Origin of the sequence: Streptomyces sp. NPDC047085, from assembly GCF_040643735.1 — a bacterium.
Taxonomy (GTDB): domain Bacteria; phylum Actinomycetota; class Actinomycetes; order Streptomycetales; family Streptomycetaceae; genus Streptomyces.
Genome location: NZ_JBEYUW010000003.1, coordinates 936,298 through 956,571, shown reverse-complemented (window position 1 = coordinate 956,571; position 20,274 = coordinate 936,298). Strand labels below are relative to the sequence as shown.

Below are 20,274 nucleotides of genomic sequence, written 5' to 3'. Positions count from 1 at the left end.
CACCGGGTGCCACAACGGGGAAGGGGATCAAGACGTACGAATCTACGATGCGTGATCTCGTTCAAACGGACCGTAGTCAGCACGACCTGGCGCCCCTACCTTGTGCGAGGTGCGCCAACCCTCAGCTCCCCTGTTCAACGCCCCGGCCGCCCGCAGACTGCGCGCCGCCCTCGGCATGGGCCCCGAGCATGTCGCCTACGGCATGCGGGCCTCGTACGGTCTGCCCTATGTCACGCCCGATCTGGTGATCGCCTGGGAGCGGGGTGCCGCCGCCCCGAGCAGCCCCGAACTCACCGCCCTCGCGGGCGTGTTGTGGTGCTCTCCGGGGGAACTCCTCGGCCGGCCAGGGACCCTGCGCGAGCACCGGATCGCCCGCGGGGTCGCGCCCGAGGACGTGGCCCGCGCCGTCGGAGTGGACCTGCCCGGCTACCTGCGGATGGAGGAGAGCGGGCAGTGGAAGGGCAACGAACGCCAGTCGGCCGCGCTTGCGCAGGTGCTGGATCTCGCCCTGCCCGACTTCGTGGCCGTCACGGGCCGTGAGGCGAAGCTCGCGGAGCTGTTGCACAGCGCGGTGACGACCCGCTGGCAGGCCTACGTGCGGCCGGTGATGAGGGTGGCCCCCCTGGACAGGGGTGTCCTGGAGGAGGTGCTGCAGGAGCTGGCCCAGGACTATCAGGGGCACATGGCCGCCACCCTCAGCTGGGGTGGCGGCAGCAGAGGCGCCAGTGAGTCGGGGCGGGAGTTCCTCGACCGGATCGTGGAGAACTTCTGGAGGGCCGTGCAGGACAGGACCTCTTAGAAGACCGACTCCGCCTCGTCCATCCGGTCCTTCGGCACCGTCTTCAGCTCGGTGACCGCGTCCGCGAGCGGCACCATCTCGATGTCGGTGCCGCGCAGCGCGGTCATGTTGCCGAAGTCGCCGCGGTGCGCGGCCTCGACGGCGTGCCAGCCGAAGCGGGTGGCGAGGACACGGTCGTACGCGGTCGGGACGCCGCCGCGCTGGACGTGGCCGAGGATGACCGGCTTGGCCTCCGTGCCGAGGCGGCGCTCCAGCTCGTACGCCAGCGCGGTGCCGATGCCCTGGAAGCGCTCGTGGCCGTACTGGTCGATCTCGCCCTTGCCGTAGTTCATGGTGCCCTCGGCGGGGTGGGCGCCCTCGGCGACGCAGATGACGGCGAACTTCTTGCCGCGGGAGAACCGCTCCTCGACCATCTTGACCAGGTCGGCGGGGTCGAAGGGGCGCTCGGGCAGGCAGATGCCGTGGGCGCCGGCGGCCATGCCGGACTCGAGCGCGATCCAGCCGGCGTGCCGGCCCATGACCTCGACGACCATCACGCGCTGGTGGGACTCGGCGGTGGTCTTGAGGCGGTCCATGGCCTCGGTGGCCACGCCGACGGCGGTGTCGAAGCCGAAGGTGCGGTCGGTGCCGGAGATGTCGTTGTCGATGGTCTTCGGGACGCCGACGACCGGCAGGCCCGCGTCGGAGAGCATGCGGGCTGCGGTGAGCGTGCCCTCGCCGCCGATCGGGATCAGCGCGTCGATGCCGAACTCCTCGACCATGTCGGTGGCCCGCTCGCAGGCCTCGCGCAGCCGGTCGCGCTCCAGCCGGGAGGAGCCCAGGATGGTGCCGCCGCGGGCCAGGATGCCGCTGACCGCGTCCAGGTCGAGCGTGCGGTAGTGACGGTCGAGCAGACCCCGGTAGCCGTCCTCGAAGCCGATGACCTCGTCGCCGTACTGCGCCACCGCGCGGTGCACGACCGAACGGATCACGGCGTTCAGGCCGGGGCAGTCGCCGCCTGCGGTGAGAACTCCGATGCGCATCGTGCTGTGTCTCCTGCTCGCTGTTGGTACCGGTGAGCCGGTTCGATTCTTTCACGCTCCCCGGAGCCCCGACGACCGTCGTCCGAGAACAAAAGGGACCCGACGGCTTGACGGGCGCCCTATCTGTCGTCAGGGGTATTGTCAAGAGGGTTCTGCTCACCTCGGTGGGCGATTTTTGTGACCGATTTCTGTGACAGCGACGGACCGGCGAGAAGGATCGGAGAGCACGCGTGACGCGCAGCGTGTACGTGACCGGGATCGACCGCGGCGACGGCCGCCAGGTCGTGGAGCTGGGGATCATGGAGCTCCTGACCCGGCAGGTCGACCGGGTCGGTGTGTTCCGTCCGCTCGTGCACGACCGGCCCGATCGGATGTTCGAGCTGCTGCGGTCGCGCTACCGCCTCTCCCAGGAACCCGCCACGGTCTACGGCATGGACTACCACGAGGCGTCCGCGCTCCAGGCCGAGCAGGGCACGGACGAGCTGGTCGCCACGCTGGTCGACCGGTTCCACCTGGTGGCCCGGGACTACGACGTCGTCCTGGTGCTCGGCACCGACTTCGCCGACACCCAACTGCCGGACGAGCTGGCCCTGAACGCGCGCCTCGCCAACGAGTTCGGCGCGTCCGTGATCCCGGTGGTGGGCGGCCGCGGGCAGACCGCCGAGTCCGTGCTGGCCGAGACCCGCAATGCCTACCGCGCCTACGACGGGCTCGGCTGCGACGTGCTGGCCATGGTCGCCAACCGGGTCGCCCGCGAGGACCGCGACGAGGTGGCCGAGCGGCTGGCCGGCCGCCTGCCGGTGCCCACCTATGTGCTGCCCGACGAGCCCGCGCTGTCCGCGCCGACGGTCGCGCAGATCGGCCAGACCCTCGACGCCCGGGTGCTGCTCGGCGACGAGTCGGGGCTCGCCCGGGACGCGCTGGGCTTCGTCTTCGGCGGCGCGATGCTGCCGAACTTCCTCGGCGCCCTGACCCCGGGCTGTCTGGTCGTGACCCCGGGCGACCGCGCCGACCTGGTCGTCGGCTCGCTGGCCGCGCACAGCGCCGGCACCCCGCCGATAGCCGGCGTGCTGCTGACCCTGAACGAGGTGCCGAGCGAGGAGATCCTCACCCTGGCCGCCCGCCTCGCCCCGGGCACCCCGGTGCTCTCGGTGTCCGGCAACAGCTTCCCCACCGCCGAGCAGCTCTTCTCCCTGGAGGGGAAGATGACGGCGGCCACCCCGCGCAAGGCGGAGACCGCGCTCGGTCTGTTCGAGCGGTACGCGGACACCGCGGACCTGGCCCGCCGGGTCTCGGCGCCGAGCGGCGACCGGGTCACCCCGATGATGTTCGAGCACAAGCTGCTGGAGCGGGCCCGCGCGGACCGGCGCCGGGTGGTGCTGCCGGAGGGCGCCGAGGAGCGGGTGCTGCACGCGGCCGAGGTGCTGCTGCGCCGGGACGTGTGCGACCTGACCCTGCTCGGCCCGGTCGACCTGATCCGCAAGAAGGCCGCCGACCTGGGCATCGACCTCGGCGACACCCAGCTGATCGACCCGGCCACCTCGGAGCTGCGGGACTCCTTCGCCGAGAAGTACGCCCAGCTGCGCGCCCACCGGGGCGTCACGGTGGAGCTGGCCTACGACGTCGTCTCCGACGTGAACTACTTCGGCACCCTGATGGTCCAGGAGGGCCTGGCCGACGGCATGGTGTCCGGCTCGGTGCACTCCACGGCCGCGACCATCCGGCCCGCCTTCGAGATCATCAAGACCCGGCCGGACTCCTCGATCGTGTCGTCCGTCTTCTTCATGTGCCTGGCCGACAAGGTGCTGGTCTACGGCGACTGCGCGGTCAACCCGGACCCGAACGCCCAGCAACTGGCGGACATCGCCGTGCAATCGGCGGGCACGGCGGCGCAGTTCGGTGTGGACCCGCGGATCGCGATGCTGTCGTACTCCACGGGCACATCGGGCTCGGGCGCGGACGTCGACAAGGTGCGCGAGGCGACCGAGCTGGCGCGCTCGCGCCGGCCGGACCTGAAGATCGAGGGTCCGATCCAGTACGACGCGGCCGTGGAGCCGTCCGTCGCCGCGACCAAGTTGCCGGACTCCGATGTCGCCGGGCAGGCAACGGTTCTGATCTTCCCCGACCTCAATACAGGTAACAACACCTACAAGGCCGTGCAGCGCTCGGCCGGCGCGATCGCCGTCGGCCCGGTGCTGCAGGGTCTGCGCAAGCCCGTCAACGACCTGTCCCGGGGCGCGCTCGTCCAGGACATCGTCAACACCGTCGCCATCACGGCGATCCAGGCCCAGATCCCCGCCCAGCACCCGAACGAGAAGGCGTCCGAGCAGTGACCTCCCCCACCCGTGTCCTCGTCCTCAACTCCGGCTCCTCGTCGGTGAAGTACCAGCTGCTGGACATGCGGGACAGCAGCCGGCTGGCGGTGGGTCTGGTCGAGCGCATCGGCGAGCAGACCTCGCGGCTCGCGCACACGTGCCTGGTCACCGGCGACACCCGCGAGCACAGCGGCCCGATCGCCGACCACGACGCGGCCCTCAAGGCCGTCGGCGAGGAGCTGACCCGCGACGGCCTGGGCCTGGACTCGCCGGAGCTGGCCGCGATCGGGCACCGGGTGGTGCACGGCGGCATGTTCTTCACCGAGCCCACCGTGATCGACGACGCGGTGCTCGCCGAGATCGAGCGGCTGATCCCGGTCGCGCCCCTGCACAACCCGGCCAACCTGACCGGCATCCGCACCGCGCAGGCGCTGCGCCCCGACCTGCCGCAGGTCGCGGTGTTCGACACGGCGTTCCACACGACGATGCCTGAATCCGCGGCGCGCTACGCGATCGACCCGAAGATCGCGGACCGGCACCGCATCCGCCGCTACGGCTTCCACGGCACCTCGCACGCGTACGTCTCCCGGGAGACCGCGCGGCTGCTGGGCAAGGACCCGTCCGAGGTGAACGTGATCGTGCTGCACCTCGGCAACGGCGCCTCCGTCTCTGCGGTGGAGAAGGGCCGGTGCGTGGACACCTCCATGGGGCTGACCCCGCTGGAGGGGCTCGTGATGGGAACGCGGTCCGGCGACCTGGATCCCGCCGTCATCTTCCATTTGGCGCGTGTTGGCGGAATGTCCATGGACGAGATCGACACTCTTCTCAACAAGAGGAGCGGCCTGTTCGGTCTGTGCGGGGACAATGACATGCGCGAGATCCGGCGCCGGATCGACGAGGGCGACGAAGAGGCCCGGCTCGCCTTCGACATTTACATTCACCGGATAAAGAAGTACATCGGCGCCTATTTCGCGGTGCTCGGCCGGGTGGACGCCGTCGCGTTCACGGCGGGCGTCGGCGAGAACGCGGCGCCGGTGCGCGAGGCCGCGATCGCGGGCCTGGAGGCCCTCGGCCCGGAGGTCGACGACGCGCTGAATGCCGTGCGCGGCGGTGAGCCGCGGCTGATCTCGCCCGAGGCCGCGCGGGTGGCGGTCGCGGTGGTGCCGACCGACGAGGAACTGGAGATCGCCACACAGACGTATGCCCTGGTCGGGCAGTAACAATTTGCGGCTTCCCGCATCGCAGCTGAACAGCGACTGAGGAATACACGGCAGTAACACGCCTGAGCGCAGGTCCGCCCATTTGTATCTTCCGCCAGACGGAATATTCCGTAGCGAAACAAACCGATAGGATCGCCCCATGCGCCGTTCGAAAATCGTCTGTACTCTCGGCCCCGCGGTCGACTCCCACGAGATGCTCGTCGCCATGATCGAGGCGGGCATGAATGTGGCCCGGTTCAACTTCAGCCATGGCACCCACGCCGAGCACCAGGCGCGGTACGACCGCGTCCGGGCCGCCTCCAAGGAGACCGGCCGGGCCATCGGTGTCCTCGCCGACCTGCAGGGCCCGAAGATCCGCCTGGAGACCTTCGCCGAGGGTCCGGTCGAGCTCGAGCGCGGTGACGAGTTCGTCATCACGACCGAGGACGTGCCGGGCGACCGGCACATGTGCGGTACGACCTACAAGGGGCTGCCCGGCGACGTCTCGCGCGGCGACCAGGTCCTGATCAACGACGGCAATGTCGAGCTGAAGGTCCTGGACGTCGAGGGCTCCCGGGTGAAGACGATCGTCATCGAGGGCGGTGTCGTCTCCGACCACAAGGGCATCAACCTGCCCGGCGCGGCCGTGAACGTGCCCGCGCTGAGCGAGAAGGACGTCGAGGACCTGCGCTTCGCGCTGCGCATGGGCTGCGACATGGTCGCGCTGTCCTTCGTCCGGGACGCAAAGGACGTGCAGGACGTCCACCGCGTCATGGACGAGGAGGGCCGCCGGGTCCCGGTGATCGCCAAGGTCGAGAAGCCGCAGGCGGTCGAGAACATGGAGGAGGTCGTCGCGGCGTTCGACGCCGTCATGGTCGCCCGTGGTGACCTGGCCGTCGAGTACCCGCTGGAGAAGGTCCCCATGGTGCAGAAGCGCCTGGTGGAGATGTGCCGGCGCAACGCCAAGCCGGTGATCGTGGCGACCCAGATGATGGAGTCGATGATCACCAACTCCCGCCCGACCCGCGCCGAGGCCTCCGACGTGGCCAACGCGATCCTGGACGGCGCCGACGCGGTCATGCTGTCGGCCGAGTCGAGCGTGGGCGCCTACCCGGTCGAGACCGTCAAGACGATGTCGAAGATCGTCAAGGCGGCCGAGGAGGAGCTGCTCTCCAAGGGTCTGCAGCCGCTCGTGCCCGGCAAGAAGCCGCGCACGCAGGGCGGTTCGGTGGCCCGCGCAGCCTGCGAGATCGCCGACTTCCTCGGCGGCAAGGGACTGATCGCCTTCACCCAGTCCGGCGACACCGCCCGCCGCCTGTCCCGCTACCGCGCGGCCCAGCCGATCCTCGCCTTCACCACCGACGAGGGCACCCGCAACCAGCTGACCCTCAGCTGGGGCGTGGAGCCCCACGTCGTCCCCTTCGTCAACAGCACCGACGAGATGGTGGACATGGTCGACCAGGAGCTGGCCAACCTGGGCCGCTTCAACCCGGGCGACACGCTGGTCATCACCGCGGGCTCGCCCCCCGGCGTCCCCGGCACCACCAACATGGTCCGGGTCCACCACCTGGGCGGCGCGGACCTCGCCTGACGCCCCGGGACGCTCCCGCAGCGAACGCGGCCGTGGCCCGGTCCTCCTCGCGGAGGGCCGGGCCACGGTGTTGCGGCTCCCGGACGGGCTTGTGGGGCGGGTCAGTCGGTGGTGTACACGTGCATCCCGGGCACGTGCAGGCTGCCACCGAACTGGGCGGCCTGGACCACCTTGACGTTGGTGAAGTAGATCAGCGGGATGTTCAGCGGGGGCGGGCTGTCGGGGCTGAACGTCACCGGGATCAGACCGAACAGGTTGCCCGAGATGCTCTCGGTGTACATCACGGTGTCGCCGTCGCGGATGGTGGAGGTCGAGCCCTTGGCGGCCTGCACGTGGTAGGTCTTGCCCGACAGCTTGTCCTTCACCGTCTGGTGCAGGTCACCGATGTCGGTGCCGCCGGAGATGACGTACTTGAGCACCTTCTTGGTGGTGCCGTTGGCCGTCTTCACCTCGACGATGCCCTGGTAGTCGGCGCCCTTGAGCAGCAGCGAGCTGGCGTTCAGGTACCAGGGGTCGTCCGCCACCGGGACCTTGTTGTCGACACCGCTGACGTCGTCGCTGGCCTTGACGCAGTTGTCCGGGGTGGCGCTGGCGGAGGGGCTGGGCGTGGCCGAACCGGCCGCGTCCTTGGCCGCCTGGGTGGTGTCCTGGACCGTGTTGGAGGCCGTGTCGGTGGTGTCCTTGACGGTGTCCGTGACCTTCTCGGCGGTCTTGGTCACGGTGTCCGTGACGGAACCGCCGGTCTTGCCCGCGGACCCCGAAGTCCCCGAGGACCCGGAGGAGTCCGACCCGGACGACTGTGACGACCCCGACGACTGGGACGTCGTACCGGCCGAGGACGGGGACGCGGACGGCGTCGGGCTCGCGGACGTGCCGGAGTCCGTCTTGCCGCCGACGCCGAGGACGTCGCCGATCGTGTCGCCGATGGTGTCGAGCAGACCGCCACCGCTCCCGGACTGGGACGAGGAGTCCGTGGAGGTGCCACCGCCGGCGGAGCCGGTACCCGAACCGGACCCCGAACCCGAGCCGGAACCGGAGTCCGAGGACCCCGAACTCTGCGACGGCTTGGGCGTGGCCGTGTCGCCGGAACCCGAACCCGACGACCCAGAAGAGCCCGAGGAGTCCGACGAGCCGGACGAGCCCGACGACGACGTGCCCGTGTCCTTGGCGTCCTTGCCGCCGTCGGACGCCGACGGGCTCGGCGTGGGCGTGCCGGTGGACTCGCTCGCGGACGGCGACGGCGAGGGCGAGGCCGAGGCGTCGGTGGAGCCGTCCAGCGCGGCGACACAGTCCTTGTAGTCCGCGGCCTTCTGGCTGTTGGACGTCGCCGTGCCGCCGCCGTTGTCGGCGAGGGCGAGCGAGGACGTGAAGCCCAGCCCCACGAGCACCGCCGTGGGCATGGCCACGGAGGCTATCGCCTTGCCCGCGGGCATGTGGAACCTGGTGAACAGCGGCTTCTTGGGGGCCGCGTGGCGGGCTTTGGTTCTCTCACGGGACCCGTCCACGTCGGTCCCGTGGGTCACCTCGTCAGCCGGCACTGTGCCTCCCGTTAGCCCCGTTGGCCGGGCTCGTCTTCGACAGGTCGTTCGACTTGTGCGCCGCGTCCACGGCCTGCGGGGGCAGCGGTGCGGTGTCCGCGGCCGGCTGCGGGGACAGCGGCGCGGTGTCCCCGGCCTGCTGCTGGGGCAGCGGTACGGCCGCGGGGGCGTCACCCTCGCCCGGGGCGGCCGGGGCCGGCGGCTGCGCCTGCGGCGTCGCACCCGGCGCCCAGGCCACGGCCATCGCTCCGCCGACGAGGGCGAGCAGGAAGCCCATGATGAAGCCGCCGAAGTTGGCCACGGGGAGGGACACCAGCCCCAGCAGGATCGCGGCGACGCCCGCGAAGGTCCGTACGTGCGCCTGGAACCAGAGGCTGACGCCCAGGACCATGAGCAGCACGCCGATGATCAGTGATCCCGCCCCTGCCGTGGTCGACATCGCCAGCGTCAGGTGGCCCACCTGGAGGTGGAAGTACGGGAAGTAAATGATCGGAAGGCCGCTGAGCAGGACGTACAGACCGGCCCAGAACGGACGGTCGCCCCGCCAGGCGCGGAACTGCTGCCTCCGGTGGGTGAACTGGCCGGGGTCGGCGGCAGGGGTCTCGGCGCTCATGGAAAACAGCTCCCTGGTGCGGCGTTGCTGTGGTGGTGATGTGTGCCGCGCGTGAAGACGCGGCCGGAGTGCGGGACGGGCGGGGGCGCCATCGGCTCCCCCGCCCGATCACCGAGTGACTAGTAGCACTCGATTCCTGCGCCGCTGCCCTTGTGCAGCGACATGTGCAGACCGCTGAGCTTGAAGGTTCCGGCGGTGGTGGCCCACGCCGTCTGCTTCACGTTGGTCAGGTCCGCCGAGTCCGCCTGCTGGGCGAAGCCGAACGGGTTGGCCTGCTCGCCGCCGCCCTTCATGCCCGGACCCTTGCTGGCGTCCTTGGCGGCCACACCGATGTCGATGCCGTGGAAGGTGGCGTCGGCGGCGAGGTCCTCGACGTCGATGTACAGGTTGTCCGCCTGGACCTGGTGGTCCTTGTCGGAGCTGTCGCCCGCCTCCAGTCGCAGCGTGACATCACCGAGGATCGGGATGTCGGGCGTGACGACCGACTGGCACATCTTCTGAATCGTGGCCGACTTGAAGGCCGAGACCGCGACGGGGTGAGCCGTCTTGCCGCCGGACATCGTGTAGCCCTGGTCGATCGCCCCGTACTGCGAGAAGCCCTCGCCGTGGAGCGACTTCGCCGTCACCTTGAACGACTGACCCGAAACGCTGAACGAAGCGGCGAGAGCGCCCTGCGCGAGGGCGACACCTATCGCGGCCGTCGCGGCGACGCTGGGCACCATGACCACAGCGAACCGCTTCCATCTGGTCCCGCCACGCACCTGGGACTCCATATTTCCTCCTTCTCGGACGTACATCTCCTGGCCCGGACTCGAACCGGTCGGCGGCTCAGCCGGACAGGGATGGGAGAAGTGCTACGTCCTCGGGAAGGAGAGCGCCCGCGCTCGGCAGCGCGAACAGCGCCCGAATCACCGGCGATCACCCCCGAGCGACAACCACTGGTCGCGCCTGACACGCATCACGCACAACCTTCCGGACAGGCTCCACCGGTACGGCGAAGACCCCCCTGCCCTAGAACCGGCGCCACTGCCGCCGGTTCTGCTCGGTGGGGACCCAGATTCTCCCGCGACCCGACCGGTTGCCGGGGTACGGGAATGGACCGAGCGTCGCCGATCGTGGTGCATTCTCGGCCCGGACACAAGGGGGTTCGTTACTCGCTAGTAACGGCCGGATAACCGGCCGACGACCCAGAGGTCTCGAAGCGCGACGCTGGGTGCCATCCAGGGGCAGAGCAAAGCCGTTGATCCCTGGACGAATCCAGACAGACCAACGGCTCTGATTTACTCCGAGTAACAGCACGTGCGATTACCAAGATTTGGTAAAGCGCCGCCGCCCTGACGCTTCGTCGGCAGAATTTTCACCCCGGCATCACAAGCCGTGGCGTTTAGCGACTGGTCAGAAAAGCGCCCGCGCGAGCGCCCGACGGGCCCCGACCACCCGCGGATCCTCGGGCCCCACGACCTCGAACAGCTCCAGCAGCCGGCGCCGCACCGTGTCCCGGTCGTCACCCACCGTGCGCCGCACGGTGTCGATGAGCCGCCCGAAGGCGTCCTCGACATGACCGCCCACCAGATCCAGGTCGGCGGCCGCGATCTGCGCGTCCACGTCGGCCGGCTTGTCGGCCGCGTCCTTGCGCACCTGCTGCGGGTCCATCCCCTGCACCCGCTGCAGCAACTCGGCCTGCGCGAGACCGAGCTGGGCCTCGGTGTTGCCGGGGTCGTCGCTGAGCACGTTCTTGTAGGCCTGGACGGCCCCGCCCAGGTCGCCCGCGTCCAGCGCCCGCACGGCGGCCTCCAGCAGGGCGTCGTACGGCCCCGCCGGCACCTCCGGCCGCTCGGCGCCGCCCGGCTGGGCGTCCGGGTCGACGGTCAGGCCGGTCAGCCCGAACCGCTGCTCGGCCACCTGCACCAACTGGTCCAGGGTCTGACGGATCTGCTGCTCGCCGGCCGCGCCCTGGAAGAGGGGCAGCGCCTGCCCGGCGACGACCGCGAAGACGGCCGGGATCCCCTGGACCCCGAACTGCTGCATCAGCATCTGGTTGGCGTCGACGTCGATCTTGGCGAGCAGGATGCGCCCGTCGTACTCGACGGCCAGCCGCTCCAGGACCGGGCTCAGCTGCTTGCAGGGCTGACACCACTCGGCCCAGAAGTCGATGACGACGGGTACTTCGGCGGACCGCTGGAGGACGTCCCGCTCGAAGCCCGCCTCATCGACGTCGATGACGAGATCGGCCGGGGAGATCGCCCCCGTGCCGCCCTGCCGGGCGGCCTCGGCGCGCGCCTGCTCTGCCTTGGCCTTGGCCTCCTGGGCCGCCTTCACCGCGGCGAGGTCGACGACGCCGCTCATGGACATGTTCCGTGGCTGCATACGTCTATCCTCCCCCGTTCCCGCGCATGAAGAAAAAAGCGATGAGATGTGCGGTGACGTCGGGGTCCCCACCCCACGTCGTGATCGTCGCCCGTGTACGTCCATCACGAGCTTTCGCTACGAGTCGTAGCGTAATGCCATGCGGGGCCTCCGCGACACCACACACCGGTGATCTCCCTCACGACCGCACAGATCGCGCCGGTTATGGTCGAGGGATGCAGAGCCCCACCCCAGCCGGCCGTCCCGGACGCCCGCGCAGCACCGAGGCGGACACCGCGATCCTGGCCGCCACCCGCCAGGCTCTGGTCGAACTGGGCTGGTCGAAGCTCACGTTGGGAGACGTGGCGACGCGCGCCGGGGTTGCGAAGACGACGCTCTACCGGCGCTGGGCCGGCAAGAACGAACTGGTCGTCGACGCGGTCGCCGAACTCTTCGACGAGCTGGAACTCCCCGACCGCGGCAGCCTGGCCGCCGACATCGAGGGCGTGGTCCTGCAGTTCGCCGCCATCCTGGCCCGCCCGGAGGCCAAGAGTGGCCTGATGGCGGTGGTGGCGGAGGCCACCCGCGACGACGCCCTGCGCGAGCGCATCCGCGCCTCCATCGTGGGCCGCCAGAAGCGCCTCGTCCTGGAGGGCCGCACCCGCGCCCAGTGCCGCGGCGAACTCCCGCCCGAACCGGACCCCACGGAGTCCGCCCGCACGGAGGACCTCATCTTCGACATGGTCGCGGGCGCGGTGGTCCATCGCACCCTGGTCAGCGGCAAGCCCGCGGACGCGGGATGGGTGGAACGCTTCGTGGCGGTCCTGCTGCACGGCATCTCGGGAGCCGAGGCCGAGGACTGACAGGGCGAGGCCGGGTCCCTCCGGCCCCTCCGGTACACGTGAAGTTCACGCGTCCGCGCCCTGGAGACCTTGCATGTATGGCATGTCCCGGTCACCATGTCCCCGGATATCTACTCGCATAGATTCCCTAGCCGCTTCACCTGTTCCACCCGGCACAACCTGACAGTGCGTCACCGACCGACTGACCACTCGCACCCGGGAGGACCGATCCCCGTGAGACCTCGTCCCATCCGTAGACGTGGCACTCTGGCCGCCACCGCGGCCACCCTTCTCGCCCTGGCCGCGGCGCAGACCCTCGCCGCCGCCCCGTCGGCCGGCGCGGCCCCCGCCCCCGTCGCAGCCGCCTCCATGCCCCACTCCGCCCCCGCGTCCGCGGTCACCGCCGCCCAGAACCGGGCCGCGCGGACGATCGCGCGCTCGCTCGGTGACACCACCTGGCGGACGCGCCTTCAGGCGGCGGCCCTGAAGTCGGGCGACGTCGCCGTGACCCCGCTCGCCGCCGGAGCCGACCACCACCTGGGGTCCGAGCTGGCCGCCGCCGACCGTGCGATCGCCGCCGCCAAGGGTCTGGACACCAAGGTCGGCCCGCTGCTGCGGCTGCGGCTCGGGGACCGCTCCATGCGCGCCGCGCTGGCCGCCGGCACCGCACCCTGGGTCACCGCGGCCGACTCGGACGACGACGCCCGCACGGTCACCGCGTACGACAGCCGGGGCCGCGCCCACGAACTGGACGCCCGCAAGGCGCCCTCGCGCCCGGTGTACGTGGTCGACGTCGACAGCTCCAAGGCGCTGGCGGCCGGTCTGGACGTCCTGCGAGACGAACTGGTCAAGCACGGCGTGGCATCCGCGGCACCCGGCGCCGTCGACGCCTCGCCCAGGACCGGGACCGCGGCGACCACCTCGGGCTTCTGGACGACGAAGATCACCGCGGTCGAGCTCTCGGACGACGAGGAGCCCTGGATCAAGGGCGCGGCCGAGATCTACACCCTGGTCACCGGCTTCGGCCAGGACGGCAAGGTCCGCGTCGATCCCGTGGACATGCCGTACCTGGACTACGACGGCACGGTCTACCGGCCCAATCAGATTCTGGTGAACTGGTCGAACTACAAGTACAACCTGGCCGACGCCGTGATGATGGAGGAGGACGGCAGCACGAACTACCGCGACCTCGCCAACGCGATCGCCACGGCCCTGCTCACCATCACCGACCAGGGCGCCTACATCCCACTGGTGACCGCGGTCCTGAACGCCATACCGAACGACTGGTGGACCGACGACCCCGACTACGTCGAGTCCTGGTACACCCTGGCGCGGAGCAACAACGGCACCTACTACGGCGCCCGCGGCAACGGCTGGATGACCGTCGAGCCGTACTTCGTGGAGCAGTTCTGAGGCAGGACGACCGAAGTAGGCCCGCGGGAACGGAAGTCCGTCGCCCGCGGGCCCCTCGCATGCGCCGTGCCCGTACGGCCGTCAGAAGCCCGCCGGCTCCGTGTAGACGCCCCACTCGTCCCGCAGCACCCCGCAGATCTCGCCCAGGGTCGCCTCGGCGCGTACGGCGTCCAGCATCGGCTCGATCATGTTGGTGCCGGACCGGGCGGCGGCGAGCATCCCGTCCAGGGCCGCACGGACCGCGGACTCGTCGCGGGCCGCCTTGCGCCCGGACAGCACGCGGACCTGCTCCCGCTCCACCTCGTGGCTGACCCGCAGGATCTCCAGGTCGCCGGTGACCGATCCGGTGTGGACGTTGACGCCCACGACCCGCTTCTCGCCCTTCTCCAGCGCCTGCTGGTAGCGGAAGGCCGACTCCGCGATCTCGCCGGTGAACCAGCCGTCCTCGATCCCCCGCAGGATCCCGGACGTGATCGGGCCGATGGGGTGCCGCCCGTCCGGGTGCGCCCGCAGCCCGCGCTCCTTGATCTGCTCGAAGATCTTCTCCGCGTCCGCCTCGATCCGGTCCGTCAGCTGCTCGATGTACCAGGAACCGCCCAGCGGGTCGGCCACGTTGGCGACGCCGGTCTCCTCCATCAGCACCTGCTGGGTGCGCAGCGCGATCTCCGCGGCCTGCTCGCTCGGCAGCGCCAGCGTCTCGTCCAGCGCGTTGGTGTGCAGCGAGTTCGTCCCGCCGAGCACCGCCGCGAGCGCCTCCACGGCCGTACGGACCACGTTGTTGTACGGCTGCTGCGCGGTCAGCGAGACGCCGGCGGTCTGCGTGTGGAACCGCAGCCACTGCGCCTTCTCGCTCTTCGCCCCGTACACGTCCCGCATCCAGCGCGCCCAGATCCGCCGGGCCGCCCGGAACTTGGCGATCTCCTCGAAGAAGTCGACGTGGGCGTCGAAGAAGAAGGACAGGCCGGGCGCGAACACGTCCACGTCGAGCCCGCGCGAGAGGCCCAGCTCGACGTACCCGAAGCCGTCCGCGAGCGTGTACGCCAGCTCCTGCGCGGCCGTCGCACCGGCCTCGCGGATGTGGTAGCCGGAGACGGACAGCGGCTTGTACGCGGGGATGCCCGCCGCGCAGTACTCCATGAGGTCGCCGATCAGCCGCAGATGCGGCTCGGGCTGGAAGAGCCACTCCTTCTGGGCGATGTACTCCTTGAAGATGTCGGTCTGGAGGGTCCCGTTGAGCACCCCCGGATCCACACCCTGCCGCTCGGCGGCGACCAGGTACATGCAGAAGACCGGCACGGCGGGCCCGCTGATCGTCATGGAGGTGGTGACGTCCCCGAGCGGGATGTCCTTGAACAGCACCTCCATGTCGGCGGCCGAGTCGATCGCGACACCGCAGTGCCCGACCTCGCCGAGCGAGCGCGGGTCGTCGGAGTCCCGACCCATGAGCGTCGGCATGTCGAAGGCGACCGACAGACCCCCGCCACCGGCGGCGAGGATCATCTTGTACCGCTCGTTGGTCTGCTCGGCGTTGCCGAACCCGGCGAACTGCCGGATCGTCCAGGTACGCCCCCGGTAGCCGGTCGGATGGAGGCCGCGCGTGAAGGGGTACTCCCCGGGCCAGCCGATCCGCTCGAATCCCTCGTACGTGTCCCCCGGCCGGGGCCCGTACACCGGCTCCACGGGATCGCCGGAGAGCGTGGTGAAGTCAGCGTCGCGCTTGCGCGCGGCGTCATAGCGGGCCTGCCAGCGCCGGCGGCCTTCCTCGATGCCGTGAGCGTCCATACCATCGAATTTACTTGGACGTCCTAGTAAATGTCGATGGGCAACCGCCGTACGGGTGCCGTACGGCGGTGTGACGTTCGTCGTGCGGCCTACGCCTTGGCGACGGCCGGGGCCTGCTCGGCGACCCGGGACTGCAGCTCGCGGCTGATCTTCCGCTCGACGAAGAAGGCGGCCGTCGGGATCGTGCCCGCCAGCAGCACCCACAGCTGCTTGCCGACCGGCCACTTCGCCTTGGAGCCCAGATCGAAGGCGAAGACCAGGTAGACGACGTACAGCCAGCCGTGGGCGATGGCGACGGCACGGGTGACGTCGGCGGCGCCGTCGATGTGGAACCCGTACTTCGCGATCATGCTCAGGCACAGGAGCACCAGCAGCACACCGGTGATGTAGGCCAGGGCGCGGTAACGGGTCAGCACGCTCTTCTTCATGCCGACGAGCGTAACGACCCGTTCCGGGAGATCTTGCCCCGGGTCACCCCTCTTCGAAGTCGTGCGCCGCGATCCGCAGCGGGCGCAGCATCGCGAAGATCTCCGCGCACTCCTCGGCGTCGTACACCCCGAGGCCGAAGTCCATCGCCATCAGGTCGCGGGTGGCCGCGTCGACCACCTCGCGGCCCTTGTCGGTGATCACGGCGAGGGTGCCGCGGCCGTCGTTGGGGTTGGGGCGCTTGGCCACCAGACCGGACTTCACCAGCCGGTCCACGGTGTTCGTCACCGACGTGGGGTGCACCATCAGGCGCTCGCCGATCTTGGACATCGGCAGCTCGCCGGCCTTGGAGAAGGTGAGCAGCACCAGCGCCTCGTAGCGCGCGAACGTCAGTCCGTACGGCTTGACCACCGCGTCGACCTCGGACAGCAGGATCTGCTGGGCACGCATGATCGAGGTGATCGCGGCCATCGCGGGCACGTTTCCCCAGCGCTGCTTCCAGAGCTCGTCGGCACGGGCGATGGGGTCGAAGGGAAGACTGAGAGGCTTCGGCACGTCACCAGACCCTACCGGCCGGTCATTATGCGGTCAGCCCCGTCTCGGTCCTCGGTCATCCGGCACGCCAGGGCGAGCCCCCCGCAGCACAGCGTGCCCAGCACGCCGGCCGCCACGACGGCCGCCCGCACTCCCAGGAACTGGCCCGCGACCCCGGCCAGCGCCATGCCCACGCCCTGGATCGTCATCAGACCCGCGCTGAGCAGCGTCATGGCCCGCCCGCGCAGCTCCTCGGGCACGGCCCGGACGAACCACTGGTCGAGGCCCAGGGTGTACGCAGATCCGGCCCCGGACAGCAGCAGGAGCGGCAGGGAGGACCCCAGCCCGGGGTGGAGCGCGAAGCCGAGGTACGGCAGCAGGGTCAGGCAGAGCAGCGGCAGTGCGATCCGCTCGCGGGCCGCGGGACCCAGCCGCGCCCCGGCGTACAGCTCACCGGCGACCGTGCCCACGGGCAGCGCGCACATGAGCAGGCCGAGCCCGGTGGAACCGGCGCCGAGCGTGTCGGCGTAGGGCGCGGCCAGCGCCTCCGGGACGACGGAGAACATGGCCGGCAGCCAGAAGACGAGCAGCAGGACGCGGACCCGCCGGTCGGCGAGCAGCCGGCGGGCGCCGGGGCAGGAGTCAGCCCGGTCGCGGGCGCGGGCGGGCCGCCGTCGGGTGCCGAACCGCAGCAGCGCGGCGGAGGCGAGGAAGGTGCCGACGGTGATCAGCAGCGCGTGGCGGGGCGGGGCGACGGTGAGCAGCAGTCCGCCCAGCCCGTATCCCACGAGCAGGGAGCTCTGCGCGACGATCCGCAGCAGCGAGCGGCCGAGCACGAACAGGTCGCCGTCGCCGAGGACGTCGGCGAGGGTCGCCATCCGGGTGCCGGAGAACACCGGCGCGACGACGGCGAGCCCGCACCGCAGCGTGAGCAGCACGCCGATCCCCGCGCCCGGCACCGTCATCAGCGCCACGCACCCCGCGCACACCAGGTCGCATGTGACCAGCACCCGCCGGGCCGGGAAGCGGTCGGCGACCGAGGCGAGCACGGTGCCGCCGACGGCGTAGGGCAGGAAGCCGACGGCGAAGGCGAGGGCGCTCATCAGGGGCGACCGCGTGAGGTCGTAGACGAGCACCGAGAGCGCGATCTCGCTGACGATCACGCCGAGCATGGACAGGACGTGGGCGGCGAAGACGGCCCGGAACTCGCGTACGGCGAGGACACGGCCGTAGCGGGCGCGCTCGGGCGCGGCGGCCTGAGGGGGAGCGGACATGCCGGGAGGGTGCCTGCACGGACACGACGGGACGTAGAGTTTCGGCTCAGGCCGAATGTTGTGCGAATGTCGTGCCGGCCGTTGTGGCGAATGTTGTGCCGGATGTCGTGTGCGCGCAGGCGGGAGGATCACCGTGCCCTCACTCCTCCACTTCGGCGAGGACGACTTCCTGCGCTGCCGGTTCGCCGTGTCGCCGCTGTGGGAGACCCAGGACGCGGTGCGCACGCTCAGGCGCCCGGACCGGCACGGCTATCACGCGCCCTGGCTGCGCAGGATCCGTACGGCGGCGGCCGGGCTCGACCTGACGCCGCTGTGGCTGCTGATGCCGCGGCGCGGGCACTCCCCGGACTGGCTCGGTCCGCCGCCGATCGGCCCTGCGGCCACCTTCGAGGAGGAGATCGCGGCCGTCCGGGCGGCCGACCCGGAAGCGGCCCGGGAGGACACCGCCCTCTCGCTGGCCTGCACGCCGGGCGCCCTGGAGTCGGAGCACGGCAGGGCGTGGCTCGCGGACCCCGCCCGGATGGTGCGGGAGCTGGCGGACGCGCTGGAGGAGGCCTGGCGGGTGCTGGTCGCGCCGGAGTGGCCCCGGCTGCGGGCACTGCTGGAGGCGGACGTCGCCTTCCACTCGCGTCGGCTGGCCGAGGTCGGGCTGGGCGCCCTGCTCCCGGAGCTGGACTCCCGCCTGTCCTGGAACGGCCGCACCCTGACGCTCTCGCTGCACGGCGAGTACGCCCGCGACCTCGGCGGTCAGGGCCTGGTGCTGATGCCGAGCGTGTTCTCCTGGCCCGATGTGATCACCGGCTTCGAGCCCCCCTGGCAACCCACGGTCGTCTATCCCGCCCGTGGCCTCGCCGGCCTCTGGACCGAACCGGCCGACCGGACGCCGGGGGCCCTGGCACGCCTCCTGGGCGCCAACCGGGCCGCCGTCCTCTGCGCCCTGGACGACCCCGCGACCACCACGGCCCTGGCCCACCGCCTGCGCCTGGCCCCGTCCTCGGTCTCCGCCCACCTGACGGTCCTCCGCGACGCCGGCCTCCTCACCACCCGCCGCTACGGCCACCAGGTCCTGTACGAACGGACACCGCTGGGAATGGCGCTGGCGTCGGGGGGCTGAACCTGGTGTACCGGGTGGTGCCGAGCTCCTACGACGCGCTCCTGCCCGTACGCCGCAACCGGTGCCGCACGGCCCGCTGTGCGACCGGCCCCAGGTCCTCCAGGGCGGCGGCCAGCGCACCGAGCTGCTCCAGCGCGTCCAGGGCCGCGTGCGCCCCGGCCTCGTCCACACCCTCGTACAGCTCGATCCCGACGAACGACGCGGCGACCGCGCGAGCGAGGCCCGCCGGATCGGTGAACTCGCCGAAGGGTGTCCCTGCCAGCACCCTCCTCAGCACCTGTTCGATCTCGGTGATCCACAGGTCGAGGCCGGCGGTCGTGGCCGGGCCGAGCCCGGGATGGGTGGACGCGCCCGCCAGCAGCTGCCCGAGCAGGGCGACATGCCCGACGGCCCGCTCCTGCTCGTGCATCGCCCGCCCGACGGCGAGCAGTTCGGACAGCGAGCCGACCGCGGCGAGCCGGTCCCGGTAGCGGGCCACGGTCTGCTCGGCCCCGTATCGGCAGGCCGCGGCGAGGAGTTCGTCCACGGATCCGAAGTGGTAGAAGACCAGTGCCTGGTTGACCCCGGCCGCCGCGGCGACCGTACGGGCGGAGGTCTTGGCGATGCCCTGCTCGGTGAGGACCCGCAGGGCACCCTCCAGCAGCTTGGTCTTCGTCTCCTGGGACTTGGCGGTCTCGGCCTTCGCCCGCTCCGGCGTCATGCGCGCGCCTCCTCCCGCACCGGCCGCAGCCCCGGGCGCACTCCGCGGGCGTGGATGGGCGTGTACGACGCCGTGAAGGAGCCGTCGTAGCCGAAGAGGGGGCCGAAGTAGCGGTTGGCGACCCGGACGCGGATGCGGAAGCGGCCGGCCGCGTCGTCGTACGACTCCCTCACCTCGGCGGTGGCGCCGACGAGTTCGGGCACGCGGACGTCCACCGGCCCTTCCCGGAGCCGGTGTTCGCCGGAGCGGATGAGGAGGGAGCCGTCGGGCTCGGCGGTGAAGTGGAGTTCGCTGGCGAGGTGTTGGTGGGTGCCCAGGTAGTCGAGGATGCGGTCGTCCTTGGGGCTGAGCACCATCTGGGCGTCGAAGCGGCGGGCACGGCCGGGCAGGTCGAAGGTGCGCACGAAGCTCACCGTCTCACGGCCGAAGGTGTCGGCGTACGGCACGTTCTCGATGACGAAGGGGACGTTCCGGCCCGCCCTCGGCACGAGGATGTTGCGGGTGGTGCCGAGGGCCAGGAACGGCTTCACGAAGGCCGGGCCGTGCCAGATCCTGTCCATCACGCCCCGGCCGGTGCAGACTTCGCCGCCGGCCAGGCCCACCGAGAAGCGGCGCTGGAGCTGGGGGTGGAGGCGGTCGAAGGCGTCGCCCATGACCGTGCGGAACATGGAGGCCGGTTCGGTCGTCCGATCTCGTCCTGCCGTCGTCATCCGTGCCTCTCCTGCCGTCATCCGCGCCTCTCCCGCTGTCGTCCGTGCCCCTGCCG

18 protein-coding genes are annotated in these 20,274 nt (G+C 70.9%); 7 read left to right on the top strand and 11 right to left on the bottom strand.

The window, feature by feature from the left end:
• Positions 1-109 precede the first annotated feature (109 nt).
• Entirely contained in the window at positions 110-799 is a 690-nt protein-coding gene (locus tag ABZ865_RS15405; RefSeq protein ID WP_361229550.1) for a helix-turn-helix transcriptional regulator, read from the top strand.
• Here the strand turns inward: ABZ865_RS15405 and ABZ865_RS15400 are convergent.
• A complete protein-coding gene (locus ABZ865_RS15400) occupies positions 796-1,821 on the bottom strand; it encodes an ATP-dependent 6-phosphofructokinase (RefSeq protein WP_361229547.1) in 1,026 nt (341 codons plus the stop codon). The genes ABZ865_RS15405 and ABZ865_RS15400 overlap by 4 nt on opposite strands.
• Positions 1,822-2,051: 230 nt before the next feature.
• Between ABZ865_RS15400 and pta the strand changes: the two genes are divergently transcribed.
• The 3 genes from pta to pyk all read left to right on the top strand — a co-directional run bounded on the left by pta (position 2,052) and on the right by pyk (position 6,926).
• The gene (pta, locus tag ABZ865_RS15395) at positions 2,052-4,154 is read left to right on the top strand and encodes a phosphate acetyltransferase (protein ID WP_361229544.1); all 2,103 of its coding nucleotides are present in this window, start codon (positions 2,052-2,054) and stop codon (positions 4,152-4,154) included.
• The gene (locus ABZ865_RS15390; RefSeq protein WP_361229541.1) at positions 4,151-5,356 is read left to right on the top strand and encodes an acetate kinase; all 1,206 of its coding nucleotides are present in this window, start codon (positions 4,151-4,153) and stop codon (positions 5,354-5,356) included. Before pta ends, ABZ865_RS15390 begins: the two co-directional genes overlap by 4 nt.
• 139 nt (positions 5,357-5,495) lie before the next feature.
• Positions 5,496-6,926, top strand: coding sequence for a pyruvate kinase (gene pyk / locus ABZ865_RS15385; RefSeq protein ID WP_361229538.1), 1,431 nt, complete (start codon positions 5,496-5,498; stop codon positions 6,924-6,926).
• Between the two features lie 101 nt (positions 6,927-7,027).
• Here the strand turns inward: pyk and ABZ865_RS15380 are convergent, their stop codons facing one another.
• The 4 genes from ABZ865_RS15380 to ABZ865_RS15365 all read right to left on the bottom strand — a co-directional run bounded on the left by ABZ865_RS15380 (position 7,028) and on the right by ABZ865_RS15365 (position 11,444).
• Positions 7,028-8,464, bottom strand: a complete 1,437-nt coding sequence (locus ABZ865_RS15380) for a hypothetical protein (RefSeq protein ID WP_361229535.1) — start codon at positions 8,462-8,464, stop codon at positions 7,028-7,030.
• Positions 8,454-9,077 (bottom strand): DUF6114 domain-containing protein, encoded by a 624-nt coding sequence (locus ABZ865_RS15375; RefSeq protein ID WP_361229532.1) that lies wholly within the window; start codon positions 9,075-9,077, stop codon positions 8,454-8,456. Before ABZ865_RS15375 ends, ABZ865_RS15380 begins: the two co-directional genes overlap by 11 nt.
• 119 nt (positions 9,078-9,196) lie before the next feature.
• Positions 9,197-9,850, bottom strand: coding sequence for a DUF6230 family protein (locus ABZ865_RS15370; protein ID WP_361229530.1), 654 nt, complete (start codon positions 9,848-9,850; stop codon positions 9,197-9,199).
• A 622-nt stretch (positions 9,851-10,472) separates the two neighbouring features.
• The gene (locus ABZ865_RS15365; protein WP_361229527.1) at positions 10,473-11,444 is read right to left on the bottom strand and encodes a tetratricopeptide repeat protein; all 972 of its coding nucleotides are present in this window, start codon (positions 11,442-11,444) and stop codon (positions 10,473-10,475) included.
• A 215-nt stretch (positions 11,445-11,659) separates the two neighbouring features.
• On the opposite strand from ABZ865_RS15365, the gene ABZ865_RS15360 reads away from it, so the two are divergent.
• Both ABZ865_RS15360 and ABZ865_RS15355 read left to right on the top strand, forming a co-directional pair.
• A complete protein-coding gene (locus ABZ865_RS15360) occupies positions 11,660-12,286 on the top strand; it encodes a TetR/AcrR family transcriptional regulator (RefSeq protein ID WP_361229524.1) in 627 nt (208 codons plus the stop codon).
• Between the two features lie 213 nt (positions 12,287-12,499).
• Positions 12,500-13,678, top strand: a complete 1,179-nt coding sequence (locus ABZ865_RS15355) for a DUF3103 family protein (protein WP_361229521.1) — start codon at positions 12,500-12,502, stop codon at positions 13,676-13,678.
• An 81-nt stretch (positions 13,679-13,759) separates the two neighbouring features.
• Here ABZ865_RS15355 and ABZ865_RS15350 read toward each other — a convergent pair whose 3' ends face one another.
• From ABZ865_RS15350 to ABZ865_RS15335, 4 genes are all read right to left on the bottom strand, one after another.
• Complete coding sequence (locus ABZ865_RS15350; RefSeq protein WP_361229518.1) at positions 13,760-15,460, bottom strand: methylmalonyl-CoA mutase family protein; 1,701 nt, start codon at positions 15,458-15,460, stop codon at positions 13,760-13,762.
• 89 nt (positions 15,461-15,549) lie between these two features.
• Entirely contained in the window at positions 15,550-15,888 is a 339-nt protein-coding gene (locus ABZ865_RS15345) for a DUF3817 domain-containing protein (protein WP_361229516.1), read from the bottom strand.
• Between the two features lie 43 nt (positions 15,889-15,931).
• Positions 15,932-16,441: a MarR family transcriptional regulator gene (locus ABZ865_RS15340; RefSeq protein WP_361229513.1), complete on the bottom strand. Its 510-nt coding sequence runs from the start codon at positions 16,439-16,441 to the stop codon at positions 15,932-15,934.
• A gap of 11 nt (positions 16,442-16,452) precedes the next feature.
• Complete coding sequence (locus tag ABZ865_RS15335; RefSeq protein ID WP_361229510.1) at positions 16,453-17,694, bottom strand: MFS transporter; 1,242 nt, start codon at positions 17,692-17,694, stop codon at positions 16,453-16,455.
• A gap of 133 nt (positions 17,695-17,827) precedes the next feature.
• Between ABZ865_RS15335 and ABZ865_RS15330 the strand changes: the two genes are divergently transcribed.
• Positions 17,828-18,808: a DUF5937 family protein gene (locus tag ABZ865_RS15330; RefSeq protein ID WP_361229507.1), complete on the top strand. Its 981-nt coding sequence runs from the start codon at positions 17,828-17,830 to the stop codon at positions 18,806-18,808.
• Between the two features lie 28 nt (positions 18,809-18,836).
• Here the strand turns inward: ABZ865_RS15330 and ABZ865_RS15325 are convergent, their stop codons facing one another.
• Positions 18,837-19,508 (bottom strand): TetR/AcrR family transcriptional regulator, encoded by a 672-nt coding sequence (locus ABZ865_RS15325; protein WP_361229504.1) that lies wholly within the window; start codon positions 19,506-19,508, stop codon positions 18,837-18,839.
• Entirely contained in the window at positions 19,505-20,218 is a 714-nt protein-coding gene (locus tag ABZ865_RS15320; protein ID WP_361229501.1) for a DUF4166 domain-containing protein, read from the bottom strand. The genes ABZ865_RS15325 and ABZ865_RS15320 overlap by 4 nt, the downstream gene beginning before the upstream one ends.
• Positions 20,219-20,274: the final 56 nt, after the last annotated feature.

Bases quoted from the DNA above. Each gene is read 5' to 3' on its own strand.
- ABZ865_RS15400 (WP_361229547.1), bottom strand. From the start codon at position 1,821: ATGCGCATCGGAGTTCTCACCGCAGGCGGCGACTGCCCCGGCCTGAAC.
- pyk (WP_361229538.1), top strand. From the start codon at position 5,496: ATGCGCCGTTCGAAAATCGTCTGTACTCTCGGCCCCGCGGTCGACTCC.
- ABZ865_RS15375 (WP_361229532.1), bottom strand. From the start codon at position 9,077: ATGAGCGCCGAGACCCCTGCCGCCGACCCCGGCCAGTTCACCCACCGG.
- ABZ865_RS15370 (WP_361229530.1), bottom strand. From the start codon at position 9,850: ATGGAGTCCCAGGTGCGTGGCGGGACCAGATGGAAGCGGTTCGCTGTG.
- ABZ865_RS15365 (WP_361229527.1), bottom strand. From the start codon at position 11,444: ATGCAGCCACGGAACATGTCCATGAGCGGCGTCGTCGACCTCGCCGCG.
- ABZ865_RS15360 (WP_361229524.1), top strand. From the start codon at position 11,660: ATGCAGAGCCCCACCCCAGCCGGCCGTCCCGGACGCCCGCGCAGCACC.
- ABZ865_RS15350 (WP_361229518.1), bottom strand. From the start codon at position 15,460: ATGGACGCTCACGGCATCGAGGAAGGCCGCCGGCGCTGGCAGGCCCGC.
- ABZ865_RS15345 (WP_361229516.1), bottom strand. From the start codon at position 15,888: ATGAAGAAGAGCGTGCTGACCCGTTACCGCGCCCTGGCCTACATCACC.
- ABZ865_RS15335 (WP_361229510.1), bottom strand. From the start codon at position 17,694: ATGTCCGCTCCCCCTCAGGCCGCCGCGCCCGAGCGCGCCCGCTACGGC.
- ABZ865_RS15325 (WP_361229504.1), bottom strand. From the start codon at position 19,508: ATGACGCCGGAGCGGGCGAAGGCCGAGACCGCCAAGTCCCAGGAGACG.
- ABZ865_RS15320 (WP_361229501.1), bottom strand. From the start codon at position 20,218: ATGACGACGGCAGGACGAGATCGGACGACCGAACCGGCCTCCATGTTC.